This window comes from Nostoc sp., from assembly GCF_036917575.1.
GTDB lineage: Bacteria > Cyanobacteriota > Cyanobacteriia > Cyanobacteriales > Nostocaceae > Nostoc.
The window spans coordinates 59,805-81,900 of sequence record NZ_JBALDC010000008.1; the positions used below are offsets into that span (position 1 = coordinate 59,805).

A 22,096-nucleotide genomic window follows, 5' to 3' on the forward strand; every position below is an offset into this window, starting at 1 on the left:
CTGTTCCCCAAACTTTAAACTAGTCAAATCTCACATACGAGGTAAGAGAGGCGCAGAGAAAAGAAGTTGAAAACTACTAGCTTCGGAGTGATTTCATTGACCAAATAATTGCGTGAGCGCCGAGCATACGCGAATATATTTGTCCTTGACGATCATGTACGATAAAGTCAGCGATCGCACTAGTTGCTGTTTTCGCTTTCACTTCACAAGAAACGTAAAAAGGTTTGTTATGTGGTGTAGCTACAAACTGTTCATATTTTTCCACTCTACCAGGTAAACAACCTTCTTGATAAAAGTGCTGTGTCCAAATCCATAACCCGTGCATACTCAAGTCAATCGTATAAGGATTGATCCATTGCACTGGAAATTGTCCTTGTTGCTTGTCGCTGATTTCTTGCCAAAAACATTCTGTAGTAATTTTTTCTGGGCTAATGTTTAAAACTTTTTGGACTTCCTGAAAAGCAGGGCCATGAAATAATGTACTTCCTCCATTTTGGTAAAGGGCTTTTCCTGTAACGGTGATGATGTTATCCTGTTCAAGATTAATTGATTCATAAGGACGGCAAATGGGGATTTCTTGCCGAAGATTGAGTTGAGCGCTAAAATGATAATGAATTTTTCCTTGTGGGTTTTTACTCCAGATTTTCGCTTTAATTTCGATGCTTTCAAAGCTAATCTTGGAAATCTCTTCTATTTCTAAAATATGTTCCTTTGCTAAAGATTCATTGACAGTAATCCCCTTCAGAATTTTAAAATCTTTGTGATAGAACAATTTGTAACCGGGATAAAGTTGTTCACAAGCATTAATCATCCATGACATTGCACAAGTTGCTGGTAAAACTGGAGAACCAGCGATAGTATGATCCAGCAAAAAAGGATTATCTGCTAGTGTGATTTGGCGACGAATATGATGGGTTCGTAGTTGAGAATCTAGTTCTGTGGCAACTGGAATTAGTTTGCTACCAATCACAACTTGTGTAGTTGCATGATTAGCATTACCCATTTCTTGAACGAGCATTTGTGCTCCAGCTGCAACGGGAATTATTTCAATTCCACGCTCTTGAAAAACTTTCTTTAATTCCGGTGTCACCATCCCACTATCCCAAGCACCCCAGTTGATCGCAACTACATGACATGAGGGATATTGTTGCTTGAAGATATGGGCTGATTTATTGAGAATTTCATTGGCGATCGCATAATCCGATTGTCCAGTATTTCCGTGAAATCCTGTTACGGAAGAAAACAAAACCAAATACTGGAGTTGATTAGGATTGATGCAAGCCAACAGGTTTTCTAAACCTTGAACTTTGGCGGTGTAAACTTTTTCAAAATCCTCTTCTGTTTTCTTTTCAATTAACTTATCGGCTAAATTGCCAGCGCCGTGGATGATTCCTGTAATTGACCCAACATTAGCCAGCTTTTCTTGTAAAGCCTGCGTATCTGTAACATCAACACTGATATATTCTGCTTTAGCTCCGGTTTTTTCAATTGCTGCTAAAGTATTTTTAATTTCGCGGCTGGAGGTAATTTTGTTATATATTTTTTGCACGCTCATGGGTGTGGGTTTCTCTCCTTGGGAAAGAAGATTTTCCATGATGCGTTTTTTCAATGCGGATTCATCACAATCTTGAGCAAAATCTGGCTCGGTTTCTAATAGTTCGGAGCGACCGAGAAGGATGAATTTGCCGGGTTGCTGTTGGGCTAATTTGATAGTACACTCAGCCGTAATCCCTTTTGCACCGCCGCTCACAACAAAGACAGATGATGGACTAAGCTGGGCTGTTTGGGTCATAAATCCTCTGATATTAATTCGTAATTCGTAATTAAGACAAGTTGTTTTCTATCTCTTTCTCTGTTTACTCTGCGGTTATTTAAAAAACGAACCGCAGAGGCGCAGAGAGAAAAGATTAATCAGCAATTAAAGTGACTCGTCCTTGTGAGCCGTAGCCAACTTCACTGATATAAAGATTGGGGTCGTGAAGCTCGGCGATAATATTGTGTACTGACTGTTTAGCGTCAAGTCTGGGACTTAGGTCGATCGCACGAGTGAATACTTTTGGCCATTCCCATCTCAGAGTCTTGGTTAATCCGAATAAACCAGCGCCGATCGCCCCGAAGTTGACTTTGTACTCTAAGCCGAAGGCTCCATCAAGGTGAGCTACTGTACAGAAACAACTACGTCCATGCTTTGCAGCTTCGTTGAGGGAAGGTTTGAGGTGTTTCGCCATTAAAAATACGTGCTTGACGATCGCCTTTTCTTGTTCGTTATAAGAAATACTTCCGGTGTGATTTCCTACAAACATTGGATGGAGATGGATGAAAGCCCCAATCGCTCCGCAGTGAGATGCGATCGCTTGCAATTGTTGTTGAAGATGTTCTTCACTCAAGTTTGCTAAGGTGACGCGGGTTACTCCTGTGGGTAAGGGCGCTTGTTGGACGATCAGCGATTGGGGGAAGCTGATAACTACTACTTTCCAGCCTTTGGCGATTAGGGATTCAGTTAATTTGAAAGTGGTGAGGGAACCATCATCGGTGATTAAAGCGATGTGTCCCTCTGGTAACGTGAAATCCAAATAATCGGGTTGTACTAGACTTCTGAGTTTGACCGGATGGCGCTGGATATTATGCTCTAATTCTGGTGGCTGTTGGACAAACTCAGGCTCAGACTTTTTTTTTTCACCTCCAGCTAACTGCTGTAGGTAATCGACTATTTGACCGATGGTGCGGAGTTCTCCGAGTTCTTCGATATTCGGTTTGGGTAAGTTGGGGTACATTTCTTGCATCGCCCCTAAGATTTCTACCCGTTTGATAGAGTCAATCCCTAAGTCGGCTTCCATGTCCATTTCCAATTCCAGCATTTCTACTGGATAACCAGTCTTATCACTGGTGATGGCTAGTAGGGTTTGACCTAAGTCTGCAAATTCATCAGTTACAACTAGTTCTGTGTTGAATGCGACAACTATACTTGATTCCGGTGAAGTAACTACCTCAACTACGGGTACAGCCTCTACTACAATCTCGGTTGCTTGTTGTACTTCGTGAATTGCAATTTCTACAGAAATACTTCTGGAAGCCTGGGATTGCAGATACTCTACAACTTGACCGATGGTGCGGAGTTCTGCCAGTTCTTCAACGTTTGGCTTGGGTAGGTTGGGGTACATTTCCTGTAGCGCCCCCAGGATTTCTACCCGTTTGATGGAGTCAATTCCTAAATCGGCCTCCATATCCATGTCCATTTCCAGCATCTCTACTGGGTAGCCCGTCTTGTCGCTGGTGATGGCTAATAAGTTTTTATCCAAGTCAACAACATCAATGGTTGCGCCGGATACAGGTGCAGCAATTATGGCTGCTGGTTCTGGGCTGAATACGACAATTTCGTTGACTGGGGGTGAGCTAATTTTGACTACAACCTCGCTTTGAGGTTCTACTACTGGGACAGGTGGCTCGGCTACAGGCTTTACTGTCTCGGTAGGAAGTGGGGAGAAGAGATTAGGGAGCAAAGAAGAGGAATTTTCATCCTTCTTAGCAGTGGGAAATACAGGAGTTTCAATTACAGGCTCCACCACTTGGGGAGTAGGCGGTAGAGGTGCTGGGGTAACATTTAAGCCATTTTTAGCTACAGGCTCAGTTACAGGCAAAGGCTGGCTTTCTACTATCTTGGTAGTAGGAGGTACGGGTGCATCAGTAAGAGTTGTTTCTCTGGTGAAGGGAGCGAAATTGCTAAGTTTCTCTGTTAGTTGGGTTGCTCCCTCACCAGAGATGATTTGAGAATACTCTTGCTGTATGAGTTGGAAAAAGTTTTTAGTATATTCCAGTTGCTCTTGGAGATATTGCTCATGGATGCGTAGGGTTTCACCTTGTTGGGAATGAAACTGCATCATGCTGCGCTCTAAGCTTTCCATCACAACTAACTTCATTTTGGCAGTTTCGGCTGTTGATTTACTTTCACTCAACAAGGAATTCTGCTGCTGCATCAGTTGGAAAAACGCTTTGGCGTATTCCATTTGATGGTTGAGATAAGTACCGTGAACTTGTAAATTCTCGGCTTGATTTTCCTGAAACTGTGTCAGAAGATATTCTAAACTTGCTAAAAGTTGTTCGTAATTTGTAAGTTTTTCTGGTATTGGTTGCATCTTAGATTCCTGGGCTGGTTGTGAAAGGGTCACAGGATTCATCTGTTGCTCTGTTTGGGTGATATTAGAAGTCACACTACTCATTGCTGGGGTGAGTTTTTTATGTCCGTTAGTCTCGATCGCAGCCAGAGGTGGTGTTACACCTGGGCTACTAAACAAAGGAGCCGCATCAGGATATTCGGGGGTAGGTAATGTGACTTGATGCCCATCCTGCAAAGCTAGAGCGAAAGCATTTTTCGTTTTTTCGGATCTGTAGTTTATCCCGTTTAAACGGACATTTAATGTCTTCTTCGTCTCAATTGGGGGGATAGTTTGAGGAAGTTGGTAAGGATCGAGGTTATTCAAAGCCAAACCAATTACTCGCAACTGCACAACTGCTTCTCGTAAGGAGCGATCGCTATTCTTTTGAGTGCTGGGATTTAAAGATACGGTTAGGTGTGGGCGATCGCCAAGGATATCTTTTACCAAGTTGGTGAGAATTCTTCTCGGCCCAAATTCCACAAAGCAAGTACCACCCGCCGCATAGATATTTTCAATTTCCTGTTTAAACAGCACTGAATTAGAAAGGTGCGTTTCCAAGATTTTTTGAATACCTTGGGGTTCTTTGGGATACTGCTTACTGGTGACGTTGCTGTAAACAGGGATTTTGGGACTTTGGAATTTGACAGACTTAGTAGCGATCGCAAAGGATTTCTGAGCAAAGGCGATTAGCGGTGTATGGAACGCTGCTGAAACAGGTAACAATACAGCTGTATATCCTTTCTCGTGTAAAGCCTCTCTAACTCTGACTATTTCTGCGGTAGGCCCAGCCAAGACAAATTGAGTTGGAGAATTTTGATTAGCGATCGCAACTTGCGGAAAATGTCTGATTACGGCTTCCACTTTGTTGATGTCTTCTTTAACAGCCAGCATACTACCCGCATCATGATCCGGATCTTCGGGAGCCGCCATTGCTTGACCCCTAGCTTTCACTAAGAACAAGTAATCTTCGGTACTCAAAACTCCCGCAGCCCATAGCGCTGTCAGTTCACCAAAACTATGTCCCGCGACAAAATCTGATTTGAATCCAGCTTGTTGCAGAATACTGTACATCCCTGCACTCAACACCCCAATAGCTGGTTGAGCGTATTCTGTGCGTTGTAAAGCAGCAATTTGGACATTTTTTTCTGTTTCTCCAAACACAGGATGAGGAAAAACGATTTCTGACAACGGCTGCAAATTATCTTTGAGCAACAGGCTATCCATATAACCATGAAGACGGCGCATCAAAGGAAAATTCATCACCAGTTCCCGGCCCATCTCCAAGTATTGCGAACCTTGACCAGAAAATAGAGAGACAACTTTTCCGCCCAACTCCATACCAGAGGCGCGGTAATAAATTCCTTGGGGATGCTCCCAAGATGCTGCTGTTCCTTTGTGTTTCAGCCAGTCAATGCTAGTTTGCAGCAACTTGCAAGCTTCTTCGAGATTTTCAGCTACGAACCCAAATCTGGCAGCAGAGAGGGGAATTTGTGGCGATTTGCACTCATTGACTAATTGGGTGTAATGTGCTTTGCCTTCAGGCGATCGCAACTTACCTAAAATCTCTTCCGATTTGCTCAACAATTGGTCTACTGTGGGAGCAAACAACAGCACTTCACTAGCACCACAGTGTAAGCGGTAAGCGTGGTTTTGCTCGGCTTCATATTCTTCCAAAACAACGTGATAGTTAGTTCCACCAAAGCCAAAAGAACTTACACCTGCGCGTCTTGGCGCTTCCCCTTCTGGACGAATCCAAGGTCTGGTTTCGGTATTCAAATAAAAGGATGAAGTTTTAATGTTGAGTTTGGGGTTCGGCTCAGTGATATTAATTGTCGGCGGTAATACTTTGTGATGTAGCGCCAAAGCAGTTTTAATCAAACTCGCCGCACCCGCAGCCGCTTTTGTGTGTCCAATTTGTGATTTCACACTACCCAAAGCGATGTGCTGCTTTTTGTCATCATGCACATCAAAAAAGTCTTTTAAAGATCCGAATTCTGTCGGATCTCCAGCCATTGTACCAGTGCCATGTGCTTCCATCAAACCAACGGTGGCGGGAGAAAAACCGGCATCTTCATAAGCACGTTCTAAAGCTTTGACTTGACCTTCTTTGCGAGGAGCATAAATACTCTTGTAACGCCCATCGCTGGAAGTACCAATACCTTTAATTACGGCATAGATTTTATCGTTGTCCCGTTCAGCATCTTCCAACCGTTTGAGGACAATCATTCCGATACCTTCACCTAGCATCATCCCATCTGACTTAGCATCGAAAGGTTTGACATTTTCACTAGGAGAAACAGCCGGTGTTTTGCTGAAAGAGATGTAAGCCATGATGGTGTTATCGGTATCAACACCACCAGTCAGCATCATGTCAGAACGATGCTCAACTAGCTCACTAATTGCCATTTTTAAAGCACCAAAGGAACTAGCGCAAGCGGCATCAACTACGCAATTCATCCCGCCAAAATTCAGGCGATTGGCAATTCTACCCGCGACTACGTTAGCTAACATTCCAGGGAAAGCATTCTCATCCCATTTCACATAAGCGCTTTTGATTTTATCAACGATTTTTTGCGTATCTTCGTCAGATAAACCACTGCTTTTGAGTGCTTTTTCCCAAATCGGATATTCCAATCTTGCAGAAAGTGGCATTCCTAATTGCTTGGCCATCGCCACGCCTAAGATTACCCCAACCATCTCGCGGTTAAACTGACGTTTTTCCCCATAACCTGCATCTTCCATCGCTTCTTTCGCAACTACTAAACTTAATAGTTGCGATACATCTGTAACTTCCAAAATGCTGGGTGGTATGCCGAATTCCATCGGGTTAAAATCTACCTCTGGAAGAAATCCACCTCTTTTACAGTAGGTTTTATCTTCAGGGCTTCTGGGATTTGGATCGTAATAGTCTTCAACACTCCAGTGGGTGGAAGGAACATCAGTAATACAGTCAATTTTGTTTACTATATTTTGCCAATATTCCCGCAAATTTCTGGCTTGAGGCAATAGAGAAGCCATCCCAACAATGGCGATAGGATTGTGTTGTAATTGTCTGTTAATTCTGTTGATTGACACTGATTTATCTGATTTCATGTTTCTTTCCTCTATAGACTTCATTACAGCCTTTTCACAATTATTGATAAGGCTCTCTAACTCCGCTAAGGCAGTATCAATTGAATAAGCAGACATAGGACATAGTTAGTACTGTGGATTGTGTAGCTACAGTAATTTCTGTTGCCTACTAAATAATGAAAATCTCTCATCTTATAAGCAGCTAGCTATCCTATCTGTGCTAAATGCTTTTCTCCAAATCGACACTACACGACACGACTGCCTTCATATAGCCTTAGATTTATAGGCGATTTTGGCACACTGTGTAGGCGTAGCCCGTCGTAGACATCGCAAAAAAATGTTAGACAACGCTAGACTCTTAATATTGTGGCAATAGGTCGATGACGTTGTTAAAACTGGTAAAATAGTCTTGGAGTTTAATAGCTGCTTAACCAGTGAATTCAATCCATTTGTAATAGTAGAGATTTTCCGCAATGGTATCCTACTAGAGCGATGAAAACTGAGGAGTAGCTAAGGAAACAGAAACGTTTTTTTCACCCGATACCGTTTGATTATCTAGCCTAATCACAGCAATATAGCTGGTGTTAATAACAACGTTCTGTATCTCAATCAATGTCATAGCTAGTTTCAACGTCCAGGATAATGTATTTTATGGTATTTGACCTAGTGAAGTTGACAATTTCGTTACAGAAAAGACACCACCTTTAATCAGAGTTTATGCCAATTGAGAAAGTAATTAAACGAGTACCATGTCATGAAAACACAGTTATCTTTAGTTATTTTTAATTTAAAAACATCAATTAAATAACTAGTTTATATAACCACTTTAAAACATTGAATTAATAAAAACACTAGCATACTTTACAGAAACTAAATTATTCCTTTAAAGTTATTTTATAAATGATTATATACTTTTACTGATATAAATTTTGAATTAAACTTAATATAAAAGTATAATTTATGACTAAATTAATGTGCGATAAATTTTGTTATCTATGGAATAAACATAAATATTTTCTTGATTTAGTTAACACTACAAATCTGTCGTCCAGCAAGTAACAGCCCAATAGATACATAGATAAATTGAAAAAATACAAGTATTATTTTTCAGATAAACATCATAATTAAGTTAAAGTATTTGGTTATTTTTCAATATAAGTCAACTTAAAAAGCAAGGTGGTTATTTATAAAGCAAATATTAATTTTTAATATGTTGCTTGATAAACATAATATGGGTTTAATAGGTCTTCGGTAAAAAGTAAATCGAAGCAAAGCTTAGGTGAGAGCATCTTATCTACCACCTAACCCGCCTTGCAATTAATTGCAAGGCGGGTTAGCTTAAGTAGGGGCAATTCATCAATTACCTCTACTAGAAATCGTTATCATAATGTCTTATATTACACAATCTTGACAAGAATAGTCTGTTAGTAATATAAAATCTGCTTAATAACTAACTATTTGTAAATATTAAATTGCTAAATAAAAAAAGTAATTAGTATATCTTTCAGCATATCATCTTGCTGCAATAAAATCTTAAAGTGAAAGAATCAAGATTTATGCAAATTGAATTAGTTGACAATAATTAAGCATTTTGCCATAATTAATAATAAGTTTATCCCGATTTTTATTTCATTTTTATTAGCGCTTCGTTGTTCTTGAAAGTTAAGTTTCCTGACTAGCGTTATTGTATTTTACGCTACTGGATTAGATATCAAATTAGGATATAACTTAGGAAGCTTTAAAGTAACACGCCATTAATTTTCACGCCACAATAGTAAGTTTGGGCGGTAAAAGCGTACAACAATTCATATAAAACCAATTTAGACCCCTCCACTTAATTTAAAGTAGAAAACTTAGAGGAAAAGCCCTTTTGGTAAATTGCGGATGAGTCTATTCTAATCGATTAAATATAACCAGGCTATCACCTAAAAAATCAGAATTGGAATGAAAAGATGGCAGTAAATAAAGAAAGTCGATTATTCACAAAACCCGTAGGGCGATCGCAAGTAATTTTAGCAGCTTCTCTGACTTTAGCGGCTGGATTAATCGCTTTCTATAGTTTGGCCTCCTATTGGTCTAAACCTAAAGTTGTGACATCGCAAGCGATTCCTCCAAAAGCTGCCACGCCTGCGAAAATTGCTGTGACAGCTTTGGGACGTTTGGAGCCAGAAGGCGAAGTTACTACTTTAACTGCTCCTGCTTCTAATAATGGGGTACGAGTAGACAGACTGTTGGTGAAAGAAGGAGAAACGGTTAAAGCAGGGCAAGTACTGGCATATCTCGAAAATTATGGTCGTTCTAAAACATCTTTACAACAGGCTATAGACCAACTCCAAGTTGCCAAAGCTAAACTAGCGCAGGTGAAATCTGGAGGTAAAAGCGGAGATGTTGATGCTCAAAAGGCTGTAATTGCTCGGTTAGAGCCACAATATAAAGGGGACGTTGCGACACAACAGGCGACAATTGACCGCATCCAAGCGGAAGTAGACAATGCTCAAGCTGAGAACGATCGCTATCAGCAATTATATAAACAAGGTGCGATCGCGGCTTCTGTAGTAGATACCAAAGCTTTGCAACTAAAGACTACACAACAGCAGCTAACAGAAGCTCAAGCCACCCTCAAACGGACTGAAGACATATTCCAAGCACAACGCAAGCAAGCACAAGCGCAACTCACCAGTATTAGTGAAGTGCGTGGTGTAGATGTTCAAGTAGCACAAACTGAAGTTAACAGTGCCACAACTTCTGTTCAACAAGCAAAAGCCGACTTAGATTTGAGTTACATCAAATCTCCCATAAATGGCAAAATTTTGAAAATTAACGCCAAAACCGGAGAAGTCATCAGCACCAGCAGAGGATTTGCTGAAATCGGTAAAACATCTCAAATGTATGTGATTGCAGAGGTGTATCAAACCGATGTTCAAAAAGTGCGTGTAGGACAAAAAGCTACCATTAACAGCACTGCATTTACTGGAACAATAAAAGGAACTGTAAAAGAGATTGGTTGGCAGGTTGACAAGCAAAACATCTTTAGCCTCAACCCTAATTCAGATACAGACCGCAGAATAGTTGAAGTGAAAATCTCCATCGATAATCCCGCAGAAAGTGAAAAGGTTGCTCGTTTAACTAACTTACAAGTGGATGTCGCCATTCATATTTAGTCATCAGTCATAGGTCATTCTACAAATGACCAATGACAAATGATAAATAACAAATGACAAATAATAAATAAATCTATGATTTTCAAAATTCCTTTAGCATGGCTACAGCTAGCCCAGCAAAGAGTTCGTTTATTAGTAGCTGTAGCTGGTATTGGTTTTATTGTACTGCTAATGTTTGTACAACTTGGTTTTCAAGATGCTCTCTATTCCAGTGCAACCGCAGTGCATCAGAATCTCAAGGGAGATTTATTTCTAGTTAGTTCGCAATATAAATCTTTAACCTCAAATCAAAGTTTTTCGCGGACTCGTTTATACCAATCTCTGGGGTTTGATGGTGTAGAGTCAGTTAGCCCCATGTATTTACAATTTGCCAAACTGAAAAATCCGGCAACTAGTGAGAAATATTCAATATATGTCATTGGTTTCGATCCGGGTAGACCTGTGATGAACATCCCAGAAGTTGAGAAAAATTTAGACAAACTCAAAACTCCTGATGTTGTGCTTTTTGACCGGGGTTCTCGCCCAGAGTTTGGCCCAATAGCCGAAAAATTTAATGCCGGAGAGACTGCACAGACAATTGAAATATTCCCCTTCAACTCATTAATTGGTTATAGAGTGAGAATTGGTGGCTTATTCACATTAGGGCCTTCCTTTGGTGTAGATGGTAATTTACTTGTTAGTGACTCCACTTTCTTGAGGATAAATCCTAATACTCGTCCAGCAGATATGATAGATATTGGTTTGATTTCCCTCAAACCTGGTACTAACGCAGAAACAGTACTGAAAAATTTACAAACAAGTTTGCCTAATGATGTCCAAGTTTTTACACGCCAAGGCTTCATTGATTTTGAAAAAACATATTGGGCTGTCAGAACACCTATTGGTTTTATTCTTAACTTGATGTTAACAATGGCTGCGGTTGTTGGTGTAGTTATTGTTTATCAAATTCTTTACAGTAATATTGCTACACAGTTCATTGCTTATGCCACTTTAAAAGCCATAGGTTATACCAATAACTATTTACTAAATGTGGTATTTCAACAAGCTTTAATTTTGGCAATCTTAGGTTATATCCCAGGATTTATTACTTCTATCTTGTTATATGATTTTGCAGCAGAGGCAACTAAATTACCAATACTTATGACTGCTAATAATGCGGTAATTGTTTTAACTTCAACAGTTTTAATGTGCATAACATCAGGAGCACTTGCTATCAACAAACTCCGCTCCGCAGATCCAGGAGATGTTTTCTAACTAGTTCATAGCAAAAAAATAACTTGATTATTTTGTCATGATATAGACTGATAGCTAAGTATTAGTGCAGCTTCTCCATAAAAAAAATCTTCCTATATCAATTTTATATTTTAGATTAAAAGTATTTACCAAAACTATAATTTGGTATTACTTCAAATCTTTTATCTAAAAGCTCAAATTCACCTATTTAACAATAATTTCGATTTTATGAACCTCAAAGACAAAACTCTCCTAATTACTGGGATTAATGAATTTGTCGGTTTGCGTACAGCCGAGTTAGCCATAGCACAAGGGATGAAGGTTCGTGGACTACAAAGTTCTACAGCACAGAACAAACAATTACAGAACTTAGGTATAGAGGTAATTATTGGTAATATCACCGATTCTACTATTGCTCAAAAAGCTTGTCAGGGAGTAGATATCGTTTTACATACAGAGCAAATTGCCGAAGAAGCTGGTGAAATTAAGCATTTTCGTGATATCAATGTTGGCGGTACTATTAATATGGCTAAAGCCGCTAAACAGGCTGGTGTCAAAACATTTGTGCATTTATCTAGTGTAATGGTTTATGGTTTCAATTATCCTGATGGTGTTACAGAATCTGGACCACTCTCTGGCGAAAATAACCCCTACTGTCAAACAAAAATAGAAGCCGAAACAGCACTTTTAGAACTAAATAATCCCTCAGATTTTGGCATTATTGTGATTCGATCTGGAGATATTTATGGGCCAGGCAGTATTCCCTGGATAGTTAGACCAATTCTGATGATGCGCCAAAAATTATTTGCTTGTGCCAACGATGCTAATGGAGTAATCAATCATGTGTATATAGATAACCTGATTGATAGCATCTTTCTCGCAATAGAAAAAGAAATTTATGGGGAAATATTTAATATTACTGATGGACAAGAAACTTCGTGGAAAGAGTATTTTATACGTTTAGCAGCAATGGAAGATTTACAAGCACCTCTTTCATTGTCGAAAGATGAAATTAAATTGTTTTTGAAGTTACGTGTTCAAGGACAAAAACTTTTTCGGAAAAAAGTTGATATTTTACCAGAGTCTATAGATTTTATGACTCGTCCTTACGCTTGTTCTATTGCCAAAGCCCAAAATCTGTTAAATTACAAACCAGCAATTGACCTAGAATTAGGTATGCGGCAAACACATGAATGGCTGCAAAAAACAGATATTCAAAGCTTGATGAAATAGTTCTTAGGGAGTAAGAAGTTATAAAAATTAGAATAGTAGGTTGGATTAAGCGATCGCAAAACTCAACAAAACTTTGATCTGGGTTTTGTTCCTTAAACTAACCTACTAAAATCTGACTTTTTATATTGTGTTTACCTAACTACAATTAAGCAGAAAATAATCCACAGATTTTCCGAATACATGTTTTCTATGAGTAGCAATCAGCCACGATTGAGTATCGGATTGCCTGTATACAATGGTGAAAAATTTATCAAAGAAGCTATAGATTCACTCTTGGCTCAGACCTTTGAAGATTTTGAACTAATTATTTCAGATAATGCATCTACAGATAAAACTGAGGAAATTTGTAGAGGTTATGCCGAGCAAGACCAGCGTATTTGTTACTACCGCAATGACAAGAATATCGGTTGTGCTCGTAACTTTGATCGTGTCTTAAAACTGTCTTCGGGTGAGTATTTTAAATGGGCAGCCCATGACGATCTACATTCTCCAGATTTTATCAAGAAGTGTGTTGAGGTACTTGACCAAGATCCTACCATAATCTTGTGTCACTCCCAGGCATATTTCATTGATGAACAGGGGAATTTTATCCAAAATTACGATATCAAAGTCAAGGCAGATGCACTAAAACCACACGAGCGTTTTCACGAATTGCTGACCAAGCATTTATGTTATCAATGTTACGGGGTAATTCGTGCTGGTGCTTTGAAAAAGATACCGCCTATGGGTGGTTATGGTAATGCAGATGGAATTCTCTTGTTAAGACTTGGTGTTCTCGGTAGATTTTATGAAATTCCTGAATACCTGTTTTTTTTCAGAAGTCATCCGCAACAATCAATGAGTATGTTTTTCCCAAATTATTTGTTGTTAACAAATAAAAATCAAAAATCATTCTTGAGTATGCTGCCTGATTTTTATGCATATACAGTGTGGTTTGATTCAGCAAAAAAAGGAAAAATTTTATTGCCACATTGGAGAATGATTTGGGAGTATATATTCTCTATCTGGTGTTGTCCCCTGAGTTTATATGAGCGGCTGTGTTGTCATATAAGTCTATATCAGCAGTTAAAAGGAACAGAATATCTTTTGTTAAAAGATTTGCTAATAGCGCTGCAAAGACTTTGGAAACGTTGGCAACCAGCATCAATTAAAGAACACCAAATCACGCTTTGAACGAATTAGTTCAGAAATAAAAGCTGATTAACGCAGCTTTGTATCATCTTCAAAATCACCTATCTTGACTAAAAAATTATGCTGAAACTATCTCAACTATCTCATGTTTTGCTTGCTACTTTAGTAAGTATCAGCTTTGCTAAAACAGTGAATGCTGAGCCAACTGCAACACTTAACGTTGTAGTAAATGGAATACATCATCAAAAAGGTGAGATTTGCTTTCGAGTTTATGCAAATGAAAAAGGATTTCCAATGAGTAGTACTAGTGAAGCTCAAAGTGGCTGCGCTAAGATTAATGGCGGTTCTGTAACAAAAAAATTCTCCGGTTTGAAACCTGGAACTTATGCTGTCGCTGTGGTTGACGATCAAAATGGCGATCGCAAACTCAATAAAGACTTTTTCGGTATTCCCAAAGAAGGTTTTGGAATTTCTAAAAATCCAACTGTGTCCATACAAACAGGTACACCAAAGTTTCGTGATGCCAGTTTTGTTGTAAACAAAAATACAACAGTTAACATCATCATGAAATATTCGCTTGATTCGTAAAGGGACTGGGGATTGGGGATTGGGGACTGGGGATTGGGGACTGGGGACTGAGGACTGGGGACTAAGAACTGGCTCTCTAGAAGATATTTCTGATTCCTAATCCCTAATCCTTTATCCCCCATCCTTAATCCCTAATCCCCAATCCTTAATCCCCATTACCCCTTATCCCCAGAGGGGGCCCCACCTTCCCCAGTCCCCAATCCCTCATTCTGTCGGAGACTAAAAATTTAATGGAAGATTTGGCAATATTTCTGTCTAAGTCTTTGATGGGTTGGCTGGTTATTCAGGTGTGTTTCACGCTTGTCTTTATATGGTATCTACGCTCGTCTAAAAAAAACTTATTACCAGATGACCAGTTGCCCAAAACAGCAGTAATTCTTTGCTTACGGGGAGCTGATCCGTTTTTGCCTCGATGTTTGCGATCGCTCCTAAATCAAAACTATCCACAGTATGATTTAAAATTAATCGTTGATAGTCACGAAGATCCGGCTTGGAAAATTGCTAGTGAAACCATTACTGAGCAAGAAGCAACTAATGTTCAAATCAGCCCTTTGAGAATAGTACGTAACAGTTGTAGTCTCAAATGCAGTTCTTTAATCCAAGCTATCCGTGAGTTGGACGATTCTTATAAGGTGGTTGCTTTAGTAGATGCTGATACTATAGTTCATTTGAATTGGCTGCGAGAATTAGTTAGTCCTTTGGGCGATGCGAAAGTCGGCGCAACAACCGGCAATCGTTGGTATGTACCAACTGGTAAGTATTGGGGTTCTTTAGTGCGGTACGTCGGCAATGTGTCCACGGTAGTACAAATGTTTATCTTCCAGATTCCTTGGGGTGGAACTTTGGCTGTGAAAACTGAAGTACTTCGTCAAACAGAACTGCTAGATAAATGGGGACAAGCTCTAGGCGAAGATTTTATGATGCACAATATCTTGAAAAAACATGGTTTTCAGGTAAAGTTTGTGCCTTCGCTGCTAATAGTCAATCGTGAAGAGACTGATTTATTCAACTTAATAGACTATCTCAAGCGCCTTATACTTTTTTCTCGACTGTATCATCCCCGTTGGTTGGCTCTTGTTAGTGAAGCTGTTTCTAGCATTTTGTTTCCGACTTTACTAAGCGTGTTAGTTCTAGAGTCGTTGTTAGAGGCAAAATGGGAAGCTGCGGCTCTGTTGTTAGTCTGCTATGGAGTCTACACTGTCGGATTACTCTTGATAATGCTGGTGTTGGAATTAGAGATACAGCGAATGGTTCGCTCTAATGACCAGGCGATCGCTAAATTATCAGCTGCTACAATCATCAAAATGTTGATTGGGATTCCCTTAACACAGTGGGTTTATGGGTTAGCGATGCTATCATCCCTGTGGACATCAACTGTCACCTGGCGCGGTGTCAGCTATCGGGTTAAAGGGCCTTGGAATGTCCACTTAGTAGAATATCGCCCTTATCAATGGTTGGATCAGCCTATTAATAGCAAGGTTTCTCTTTGAATAAATCGCTAAATATCAACTAGGGCATGAAAGTTCTTACACTAAACATTCCCTAGTCATCAAATTGTATTATCTTATATTTAGTAGAACTATATTAGCTATAACCCTTGTAAAAAGATACATTTTTCCTAGTTGATTACCAAAACGCATTTATATTTTTGGCAAGGGTTTAGACAAATATATTAAGGGGAATTTTGACTTAGCATTTTGGATGTTTTGATAGTTTCAATCCAGGTTTATAAACATCCGTTTCAAACTCGACATTTTCAGCTATCTGACGATGCGTAAATCCTTAGTCTAACTGTATTAGTGGGAATTTCTGAGCCAAATAATCAGGATGTTCATCAAACATTTGCTGCGTAAATCCTAAGTTAACAACCAGCAATTTTGTGAAATATTCCCCTTTATTATGACTAAGCAAAAACTTCGCATTGCACTGTTTACAGGGTTATACGCTCCTTTCTTGACTGGTGTTTCCGTTGCAGTTCACCAACGAGTTCGTTGGTTGCTAGAACAGGGACATGAGGTTTTTTTAATTCATCCCCAAATCAACGATCGCTACCCAAAAAATGTTGGCGATCGCCCGATGCCAGGTTTAGAGGAAATTCAATCTTTCCCCAATTTTTCTGCTTACGCATTCCCTACAGAACCACTGGTATTCTACAAGTCTCTTCCTCAACCGTTGAACTATCGGCATTGGAGTGATACCAAGTTGCTGGAGAAATTCAAACCCGATATTATCGTGGTTGAAGAGGCAGCCCAAATGAGAGGTTTATACTCATTTTTCTTGCAAGGCTATGGTCGCCCTATCGGCACTCAATACGCAAAAAGAACAGGCACACCAATAATATCACTCTTCCATACAGATATCGTTGCGTATATCAAATATTACTTTGGAGACAGGTTCTTCAATTTAGTTCGTCCCATCGTTCCCGTTTTAGTTAAGCAATTTAGTGAGTCTTATGACTTCAATTACTTCTCTTCTAAAGAGCAACTGACTAAATACGAAGAACTAAAATGCCAACGTGCTGAATACGTCGCTTATCAAGGTATCGATTGCGAAAAATTTCACCCGCGAAACATCTGTTACGATCCAATTCCTAATGATAACCGACCAACTCTTTTGTTTGTCGGACGCATTACCCCCGAAAAGAATGTCAACCAATTACTTGATATCTTTCCAGTCATAGCTGCCAAAATTCCTGATGTCCATCTGGTGATTGTTGGTAGTGGCCCGCTAGATGAAGAGATCCGTGAGCGTGCTAAAAAGTATGGAACGGGTATTACTGTATGGGGTGAGTCTCACGGTACAGAACTTCTGGGTTGGTTTGCTAGAGCAGATATTTTTGTCAACCCCTCCGTCACCGAGAACTTCTGCACGACAAATAACGAAGCATTAGCGTCTGGAACTCCTCTGGTTGCTGTTGTTGCACCGTCAACCTCAGAACAGGTATTTCCTGGTCGTAACGGTTTCCTCGCCCAACCTAACAATCCTACAGATTTCGCCCAAAAGGTAATTGCAATTCTGGAAAATCCTAGTTTGAAAGCAGATATGACTAGAAACGCTCGCCCTTCCATACTTGACTTTGATTGGTCAGCGTGTATGCAGAAATTTGAACACAAACTTTACCAAATCGTTGAAGGAGCGCAGAAGGTAGAGGTAGGTACAACCAGTATAAGACTACAGCGATAAGAAATATGGCGATCGCTAGTATTTACAGTATTAGCGATCGCTAAATAGCGATAGCACATTACTAGCTGATGCTTACAATATCGTGATATGCACCATAAAGAAGACAGTTCGTATTTTTATGTGCGTGTCCCTGCACGAGTTTTAGGATGTCTATGTGCTGGTGAAATTACCATTATTCTATTTCCTGGGCATGGGTTAGTGCTAACAGAACCAATTCAAACCTATCTCATTCCTGAAAACTTGAGAATGCCCAATAGTGAGTTTGATGTATTGTTCAAGCATCCTGGGCAAAAGATGATCCGAATCTTACGCCACAACGAATTTTGTCCAGAAATCGATGCAATTCATGAGTGAAGTTCAACTTATTTCAAGCATTTGAGAATCGACATTTAAAAACCAATTCTCATCAACAAATTCTATATTTTCATCATAAATAAGAACTAATTCACCAATCTTTTGAGTATTATTATTTGGTATTTCTGTGGGATCAACTATAAGGAAAAATTTTAGTTGTAAAAAACGTTCTTGGTAAGTAATACCAATATAACTGCTAACTAATTTGGCTTCTAGGGTACGAGGCAACGTAATTATTTCATAATATTCATCTTGTTCATCCCAGTAACCGCATACTTTATAATTACATTGATTAAGATGTTCTTGAACAAGAATATTGGTATCTAAATTTTCTAATATTTCAGTTAAATCTCTCCAGACTTGATGATTTTTTAATTCTAATCTTGTCATAGTTATGTGGGTTTAATGTTCTGTTACCAATCCAGGGAAGTGTAATCTCCCATCAATGAATTTTGCATGAAATCGACGGTCGCCACCTTTACCTAAGACTTGAGATTTCAAATCGTAGCCTGATTCTTGGGAAGCTACCAATTAGCTAACGTTAACGCAAGCTAAAAGCGAGGTAGGGTGCTTTTATTAATCCTCTTGCATTTTTGTATTTGCATCGCTGTGCTATTTAAACGCAACCTGCTGCAATGCGATTGTTTTAACTTACAATGCGATTGTTTTGACTGACAATGCGATCGCATCGACTGACAATGCGATTGTTTCGGCTGACAATGCCATTGCATCGACTGACAATGCGATTGTTTCGGCTGACAATGCCATTGCATCGACTGACAATGCGATTGTTTCAACTTAAAATGCCATTGACTTACAAAAATTAATCCACTCTATAAAGTTGTGCGAAAAAATCTACAATTGGGTCAAGCTAGTCTTAGCACTATGCCATCCATGCAAGATTGGCATAGTAAACAATCCCCACGCTAAACCTGTAATTAACCCAAAAGGCGTAACCAGATAGTTATTAAAATTCCACAAACCAAAAATCTGTGCTGCCAATTCCAAAGGATAAGCCATCATCAGCACACTTGCAATTGCCACACCACTTCCACCATACTGACTTAACCAGTAAAATCGCTTACCACCAGTTACGCCATACAACAGACGAGTAATCAGCAAACCCGTCACAGTGCCATAGCAGCGCATACACACAGCCATAATAAACGGTGGTGCTAAATCTAACCCCATATCTGGTTGCGGACATACATGATTACCCATGAAATAAATGATGTCCGCAATTCCAGAAAGCAAAGACACTCCAGACGCAGCCAAAAAGGGAGCGATAGGTGGGCCAAAAACCATCCCTACCAACAAGAAATCAGCTATAAAACTGACCCAATTAATTTGCAACTCTTCACTAAAAGCTACTCTTGTCATTTCCCTTTGTCTGCGCCTTTGCGTCTACGTTTTCTTAACGTACCTTATTTACATAAGGACTTGTCAACTTATCCAACTGCTGAATCAACAGACTCAGGAACAAACCTACATCTGTCACCACACCCACCGATTCTACAGAACCGCGATCGCTTAACTTTGTCACCACAGCTGGATTAATATCTACACAGACCATTTTCACACCAGCCGGGGTCATATTACCCACGCCAATTGAGTGCAGCATTGATGACAGCATCAAAATCATCTCTGCACCTTCTAAGTGTTTGGCATATTGCTCCTGTGCTTGAATCAAATCCATTTGGGTATCAGGCAAAGGCCCGTCATCCCGAATCGAACCCGCAAGTACAAAAGGTATATTATTGTGGACACATTCATACATCACGCCACTTTTAATTGCTCCCGCCTCCACAGCTTTCGGAATGCTGCCATAACGGCGGATATTATTAATTACCTTCAGGTGATGGCGATGTCCACCATGCACGGCGACACCCCGCTTCATATCTACACCCAAAGAAGTGCCCATGATACTTTGCTCGATGTCGTGAACTGCGATCGCATTACCACCCAGCAGTGCCTGTACATATCCTTGCCGAATCAGTTGCGCCAAGTGTTCGCCGCCACCAGTGTGAATTACCACAGGGCCAGCCGTGACAACTACTTTACCACCAGCATCGCGGATTTTACGTAATTCCCAAGCCACTTGCTCAACGACTAATTCCACGCGCCGTTCGCTGGAAACTCCTGCCGACATAAAGCTAAATTCTTGAGTGCTGCGGAGTTCCCGCGATTCAGTTTTGCGGATGGTGCGGATACCTAAAACGTCTACAATTACCTGTTCACCGACTTTTAAATCGCGGAGGATTTTACACCGAGCAACTAAACCAGTGGGAGTTTCAGTAATGGCGATCGCGCTATCCATTCGCTGATATTCTACCTTCACCCACTGACCATTAATTCGCACTTCGGTGGGATAAATTGTACTGACGTAGAAATCATCAGGCGCAACGCCATCTTGAATTACTGGCTCTAGTTTGGCATCTCGTTCATCATGGGGTAAATCTACAGCACCCAACTCAATCAACCGGGAAATAATTTCTTCCATCACCTCATGGGATGGTGCTGATACTCTCACCTCGGCGGCTGAAGTACTTTGGCGCTGTTCTCCCAAGCTGAAATTTAGGACTTTGAAACTTCCGCCAGCATCTATAATCAAATCCAAAGCACGGTTAATTAAGCCAGCATCTAGCAAATGTCCTTCCATGCGAATGACGCGGCTTTCTACCGAGACATTCGCATGAATTTCATCCCTAACTGGTTCTGTTACCCGCAAAGTTAAGCATTTAGCCGCACCACCAGCTTTAAGAAATTCTGTCAAAGGTGTTTCTAGCACTTGGAAGCCTACATCTGCAAGGCGGGTTTTCAAAGCATCACTCGCCTTATTCATGATGACGATGCTATCTACATTCACCGTATTACAAGCAAAGTTGACTGCATCAGCCTCTTCAATTGCGATCCGCTTTTCTGGTGCAACTCGCATTTCAATTAAGCGGTTGGAGTAAGAATCAAAAGCACCGGGGTAGTACAGCAAATAGCCATTTGCTAAGGGACAAAAACAGGTATCTAGGTGATAGAAACGTTCGTCTATTAATCGTAGAGATAGCACCTCAATATCCAGCCATTTAGCTAGATAAGGGTGAGAATCTAATTCCGAGCGGAAACCGTATCCCGCCCATAACCAACGTCCTTCTCGATCCAGTAGTGCATCTCCTGCTCCCTCAAAGGGCAAATCTTTGGGAAGTTCATTGACTGTATAACCATTTGCCTCAAACCATTGCTTGAAGTAAGGTTCCTCTCCCTGACGTTCTTTGTGCAAAAAGCGACTGAGGACGACATTCTCGCCCAGAACTAAGCCAGCATTGGCGGTAAAAACCAAATCAGGCCAGCCTTTTTCAGGTGGTACTAAATCTACAATGGCGTGTTCTTTGAGGATTTGATGTAGTCCCTGCCACTGTTCCACGGCGCGATCGCGCGATGATTTGTGAATATTCCCTTCCATCCAAGGGTTAATCACATAGTCTACATCGTAGTGGTCAGGAGGGCACATTAAAAAGCGAATCCGGGAAGTCATAAAAATCTTACAAGCGTTTTGTATGCTACAAGCTTACTTTGAATACAGACCTTTGTTTTTCTACAGGTAAAATCTGCTACTAAAGCTTCTATCTTTTGATAGTTGAAGACTTTGCAAAGGCTTCGTCATCAATTCTATTACTGAAAAATGGTAATGAATAGCAATTTAAAATTCCAAATTAAGAAAGGCTTATCTAATTTAGGTTTCCAGGAAAGTGGGGCCAATAAAAGTGTATTAGAGGGCGAAGCAACTAGATTAAATTCATCGGTATTAGCACCAAAATCTTTATTAAATGCTCTCAAATCCACAGTTCATAGTATGCTAATAACAAGCAACTAACTACTATGTTCGGCAGGTAAAGTCAAGCGAACGCTCATTTTCCCAGCGTTCGCTTTTAACTTTTCACCAACATCGGTGGCTTCTTGGTGACAAAAGCCCCCGTAAGTCTAAGTGTAACAGTG

15 protein-coding genes and 1 pseudogene are annotated in these 22,096 nt (G+C 40.1%); 8 read left to right on the plus strand and 8 right to left on the minus strand.

All coding sequences use genetic code 11. From position 1 onward, the window contains the following. Positions 1 to 76: 76 nt before the first annotated feature. From V7K79_RS02100 to V7K79_RS02110, 3 genes and pseudogenes are all read right to left on the minus strand, one after another. The gene (locus V7K79_RS02100) at positions 77 to 1,792 is read right to left on the minus strand and encodes an SDR family NAD(P)-dependent oxidoreductase (RefSeq protein WP_335044256.1); all 1,716 of its coding nucleotides are present in this window, start codon (positions 1,790 to 1,792) and stop codon (positions 77 to 79) included. Between the two features lie 115 nt (positions 1,793 to 1,907). Further along, positions 1,908 to 7,343 (minus strand): beta-ketoacyl synthase N-terminal-like domain-containing protein, encoded by a 5,436-nt coding sequence (locus tag V7K79_RS02105; RefSeq protein ID WP_335044259.1) that lies wholly within the window; start codon positions 7,341 to 7,343, stop codon positions 1,908 to 1,910. A 241-nt stretch (positions 7,344 to 7,584) separates the two neighbouring features. Further along, positions 7,585 to 7,845, minus strand: a pseudogene (locus tag V7K79_RS02110) (hypothetical protein). Positions 7,846 to 9,178: 1,333 nt separating this feature from the next. Between V7K79_RS02110 and V7K79_RS02115 the strand changes: the two are divergent. From V7K79_RS02115 to V7K79_RS02150, 8 genes are all read left to right on the plus strand, one after another. Continuing rightward, the gene (locus V7K79_RS02115) at positions 9,179 to 10,387 is read left to right on the plus strand and encodes an ABC exporter membrane fusion protein (protein WP_335044261.1); all 1,209 of its coding nucleotides are present in this window, start codon (positions 9,179 to 9,181) and stop codon (positions 10,385 to 10,387) included. A gap of 75 nt (positions 10,388 to 10,462) precedes the next feature. Continuing rightward, entirely contained in the window at positions 10,463 to 11,641 is a 1,179-nt protein-coding gene (devC, locus tag V7K79_RS02120; protein ID WP_335044263.1) for an ABC transporter permease DevC, read from the plus strand. Positions 11,642 to 11,848: 207 nt separating this feature from the next. After that, on the plus strand, positions 11,849 to 12,853 hold the full coding sequence (locus tag V7K79_RS02125; protein ID WP_335044265.1) for an NAD-dependent epimerase/dehydratase family protein: 1,005 nt from the start codon (positions 11,849 to 11,851) through the stop codon (positions 12,851 to 12,853). Between the two features lie 189 nt (positions 12,854 to 13,042). Further along, a complete protein-coding gene (locus tag V7K79_RS02130) occupies positions 13,043 to 14,026 on the plus strand; it encodes a glycosyltransferase family 2 protein (protein WP_335044267.1) in 984 nt (327 codons plus the stop codon). 78 nt (positions 14,027 to 14,104) lie between these two features. Next, positions 14,105 to 14,572: a DUF2141 domain-containing protein gene (locus tag V7K79_RS02135; protein ID WP_335044269.1), complete on the plus strand. Its 468-nt coding sequence runs from the start codon at positions 14,105 to 14,107 to the stop codon at positions 14,570 to 14,572. Between the two features lie 230 nt (positions 14,573 to 14,802). After that, positions 14,803 to 16,062 (plus strand): glycosyltransferase, encoded by a 1,260-nt coding sequence (locus tag V7K79_RS02140; protein WP_335044271.1) that lies wholly within the window; start codon positions 14,803 to 14,805, stop codon positions 16,060 to 16,062. A gap of 409 nt (positions 16,063 to 16,471) precedes the next feature. Continuing rightward, entirely contained in the window at positions 16,472 to 17,755 is a 1,284-nt protein-coding gene (locus tag V7K79_RS02145; protein ID WP_335044273.1) for a glycosyltransferase, read from the plus strand. A gap of 87 nt (positions 17,756 to 17,842) precedes the next feature. Then, on the plus strand, positions 17,843 to 18,109 hold the full coding sequence (locus tag V7K79_RS02150; RefSeq protein WP_335044274.1) for a hypothetical protein: 267 nt from the start codon (positions 17,843 to 17,845) through the stop codon (positions 18,107 to 18,109). A 3-nt stretch (positions 18,110 to 18,112) separates the two neighbouring features. Here V7K79_RS02150 and V7K79_RS02155 read toward each other — a convergent pair whose 3' ends face one another. From V7K79_RS02155 to argZ, 5 genes are all read right to left on the minus strand, one after another. Then, on the minus strand, positions 18,113 to 18,499 hold the full coding sequence (locus V7K79_RS02155; protein WP_335044276.1) for a hypothetical protein: 387 nt from the start codon (positions 18,497 to 18,499) through the stop codon (positions 18,113 to 18,115). A gap of 12 nt (positions 18,500 to 18,511) precedes the next feature. Beyond that, positions 18,512 to 18,640 carry a hypothetical protein gene (locus V7K79_RS02160; protein ID WP_335044278.1) on the minus strand — a complete coding sequence of 43 codons (129 nt, stop codon included), beginning with the start codon at positions 18,638 to 18,640 and terminating at the stop codon, positions 18,512 to 18,514. Positions 18,641 to 18,760: 120 nt separating this feature from the next. Beyond that, on the minus strand, positions 18,761 to 18,892 hold the full coding sequence (locus V7K79_RS02165; protein ID WP_335044280.1) for a hypothetical protein: 132 nt from the start codon (positions 18,890 to 18,892) through the stop codon (positions 18,761 to 18,763). A gap of 72 nt (positions 18,893 to 18,964) precedes the next feature. After that, on the minus strand, positions 18,965 to 19,489 hold the full coding sequence (locus V7K79_RS02170; RefSeq protein WP_335044281.1) for a DUF2085 domain-containing protein: 525 nt from the start codon (positions 19,487 to 19,489) through the stop codon (positions 18,965 to 18,967). 34 nt (positions 19,490 to 19,523) lie between these two features. Continuing rightward, positions 19,524 to 21,635: a bifunctional arginine dihydrolase/ornithine cyclodeaminase gene (gene argZ / locus V7K79_RS02175; RefSeq protein ID WP_335044282.1), complete on the minus strand. Its 2,112-nt coding sequence runs from the start codon at positions 21,633 to 21,635 to the stop codon at positions 19,524 to 19,526. Between the last annotated feature and the right edge of the window lie 461 nt (positions 21,636 to 22,096).

Coding starts and splice junctions, on each gene's coding strand:
- V7K79_RS02100 (WP_335044256.1), bottom strand. CDS start 1,792: ATGACCCAAACAGCCCAGCTTAGTCCATCATCTGTCTTTGTTGTGAGC.
- V7K79_RS02105 (WP_335044259.1), bottom strand. CDS start 7,343: ATGTCTGCTTATTCAATTGATACTGCCTTAGCGGAGTTAGAGAGCCTT.
- V7K79_RS02115 (WP_335044261.1), top strand. CDS start 9,179: ATGGCAGTAAATAAAGAAAGTCGATTATTCACAAAACCCGTAGGGCGA.
- devC (WP_335044263.1), top strand. CDS start 10,463: ATGATTTTCAAAATTCCTTTAGCATGGCTACAGCTAGCCCAGCAAAGA.
- V7K79_RS02125 (WP_335044265.1), top strand. CDS start 11,849: ATGAACCTCAAAGACAAAACTCTCCTAATTACTGGGATTAATGAATTT.
- V7K79_RS02130 (WP_335044267.1), top strand. CDS start 13,043: ATGAGTAGCAATCAGCCACGATTGAGTATCGGATTGCCTGTATACAAT.
- V7K79_RS02135 (WP_335044269.1), top strand. CDS start 14,105: ATGCTGAAACTATCTCAACTATCTCATGTTTTGCTTGCTACTTTAGTA.
- V7K79_RS02140 (WP_335044271.1), top strand. CDS start 14,803: ATGGAAGATTTGGCAATATTTCTGTCTAAGTCTTTGATGGGTTGGCTG.
- V7K79_RS02145 (WP_335044273.1), top strand. CDS start 16,472: ATGACTAAGCAAAAACTTCGCATTGCACTGTTTACAGGGTTATACGCT.
- V7K79_RS02150 (WP_335044274.1), top strand. CDS start 17,843: ATGCACCATAAAGAAGACAGTTCGTATTTTTATGTGCGTGTCCCTGCA.
- V7K79_RS02155 (WP_335044276.1), bottom strand. CDS start 18,499: ATGACAAGATTAGAATTAAAAAATCATCAAGTCTGGAGAGATTTAACT.
- V7K79_RS02170 (WP_335044281.1), bottom strand. CDS start 19,489: ATGACAAGAGTAGCTTTTAGTGAAGAGTTGCAAATTAATTGGGTCAGT.
- argZ (WP_335044282.1), bottom strand. CDS start 21,635: ATGACTTCCCGGATTCGCTTTTTAATGTGCCCTCCTGACCACTACGAT.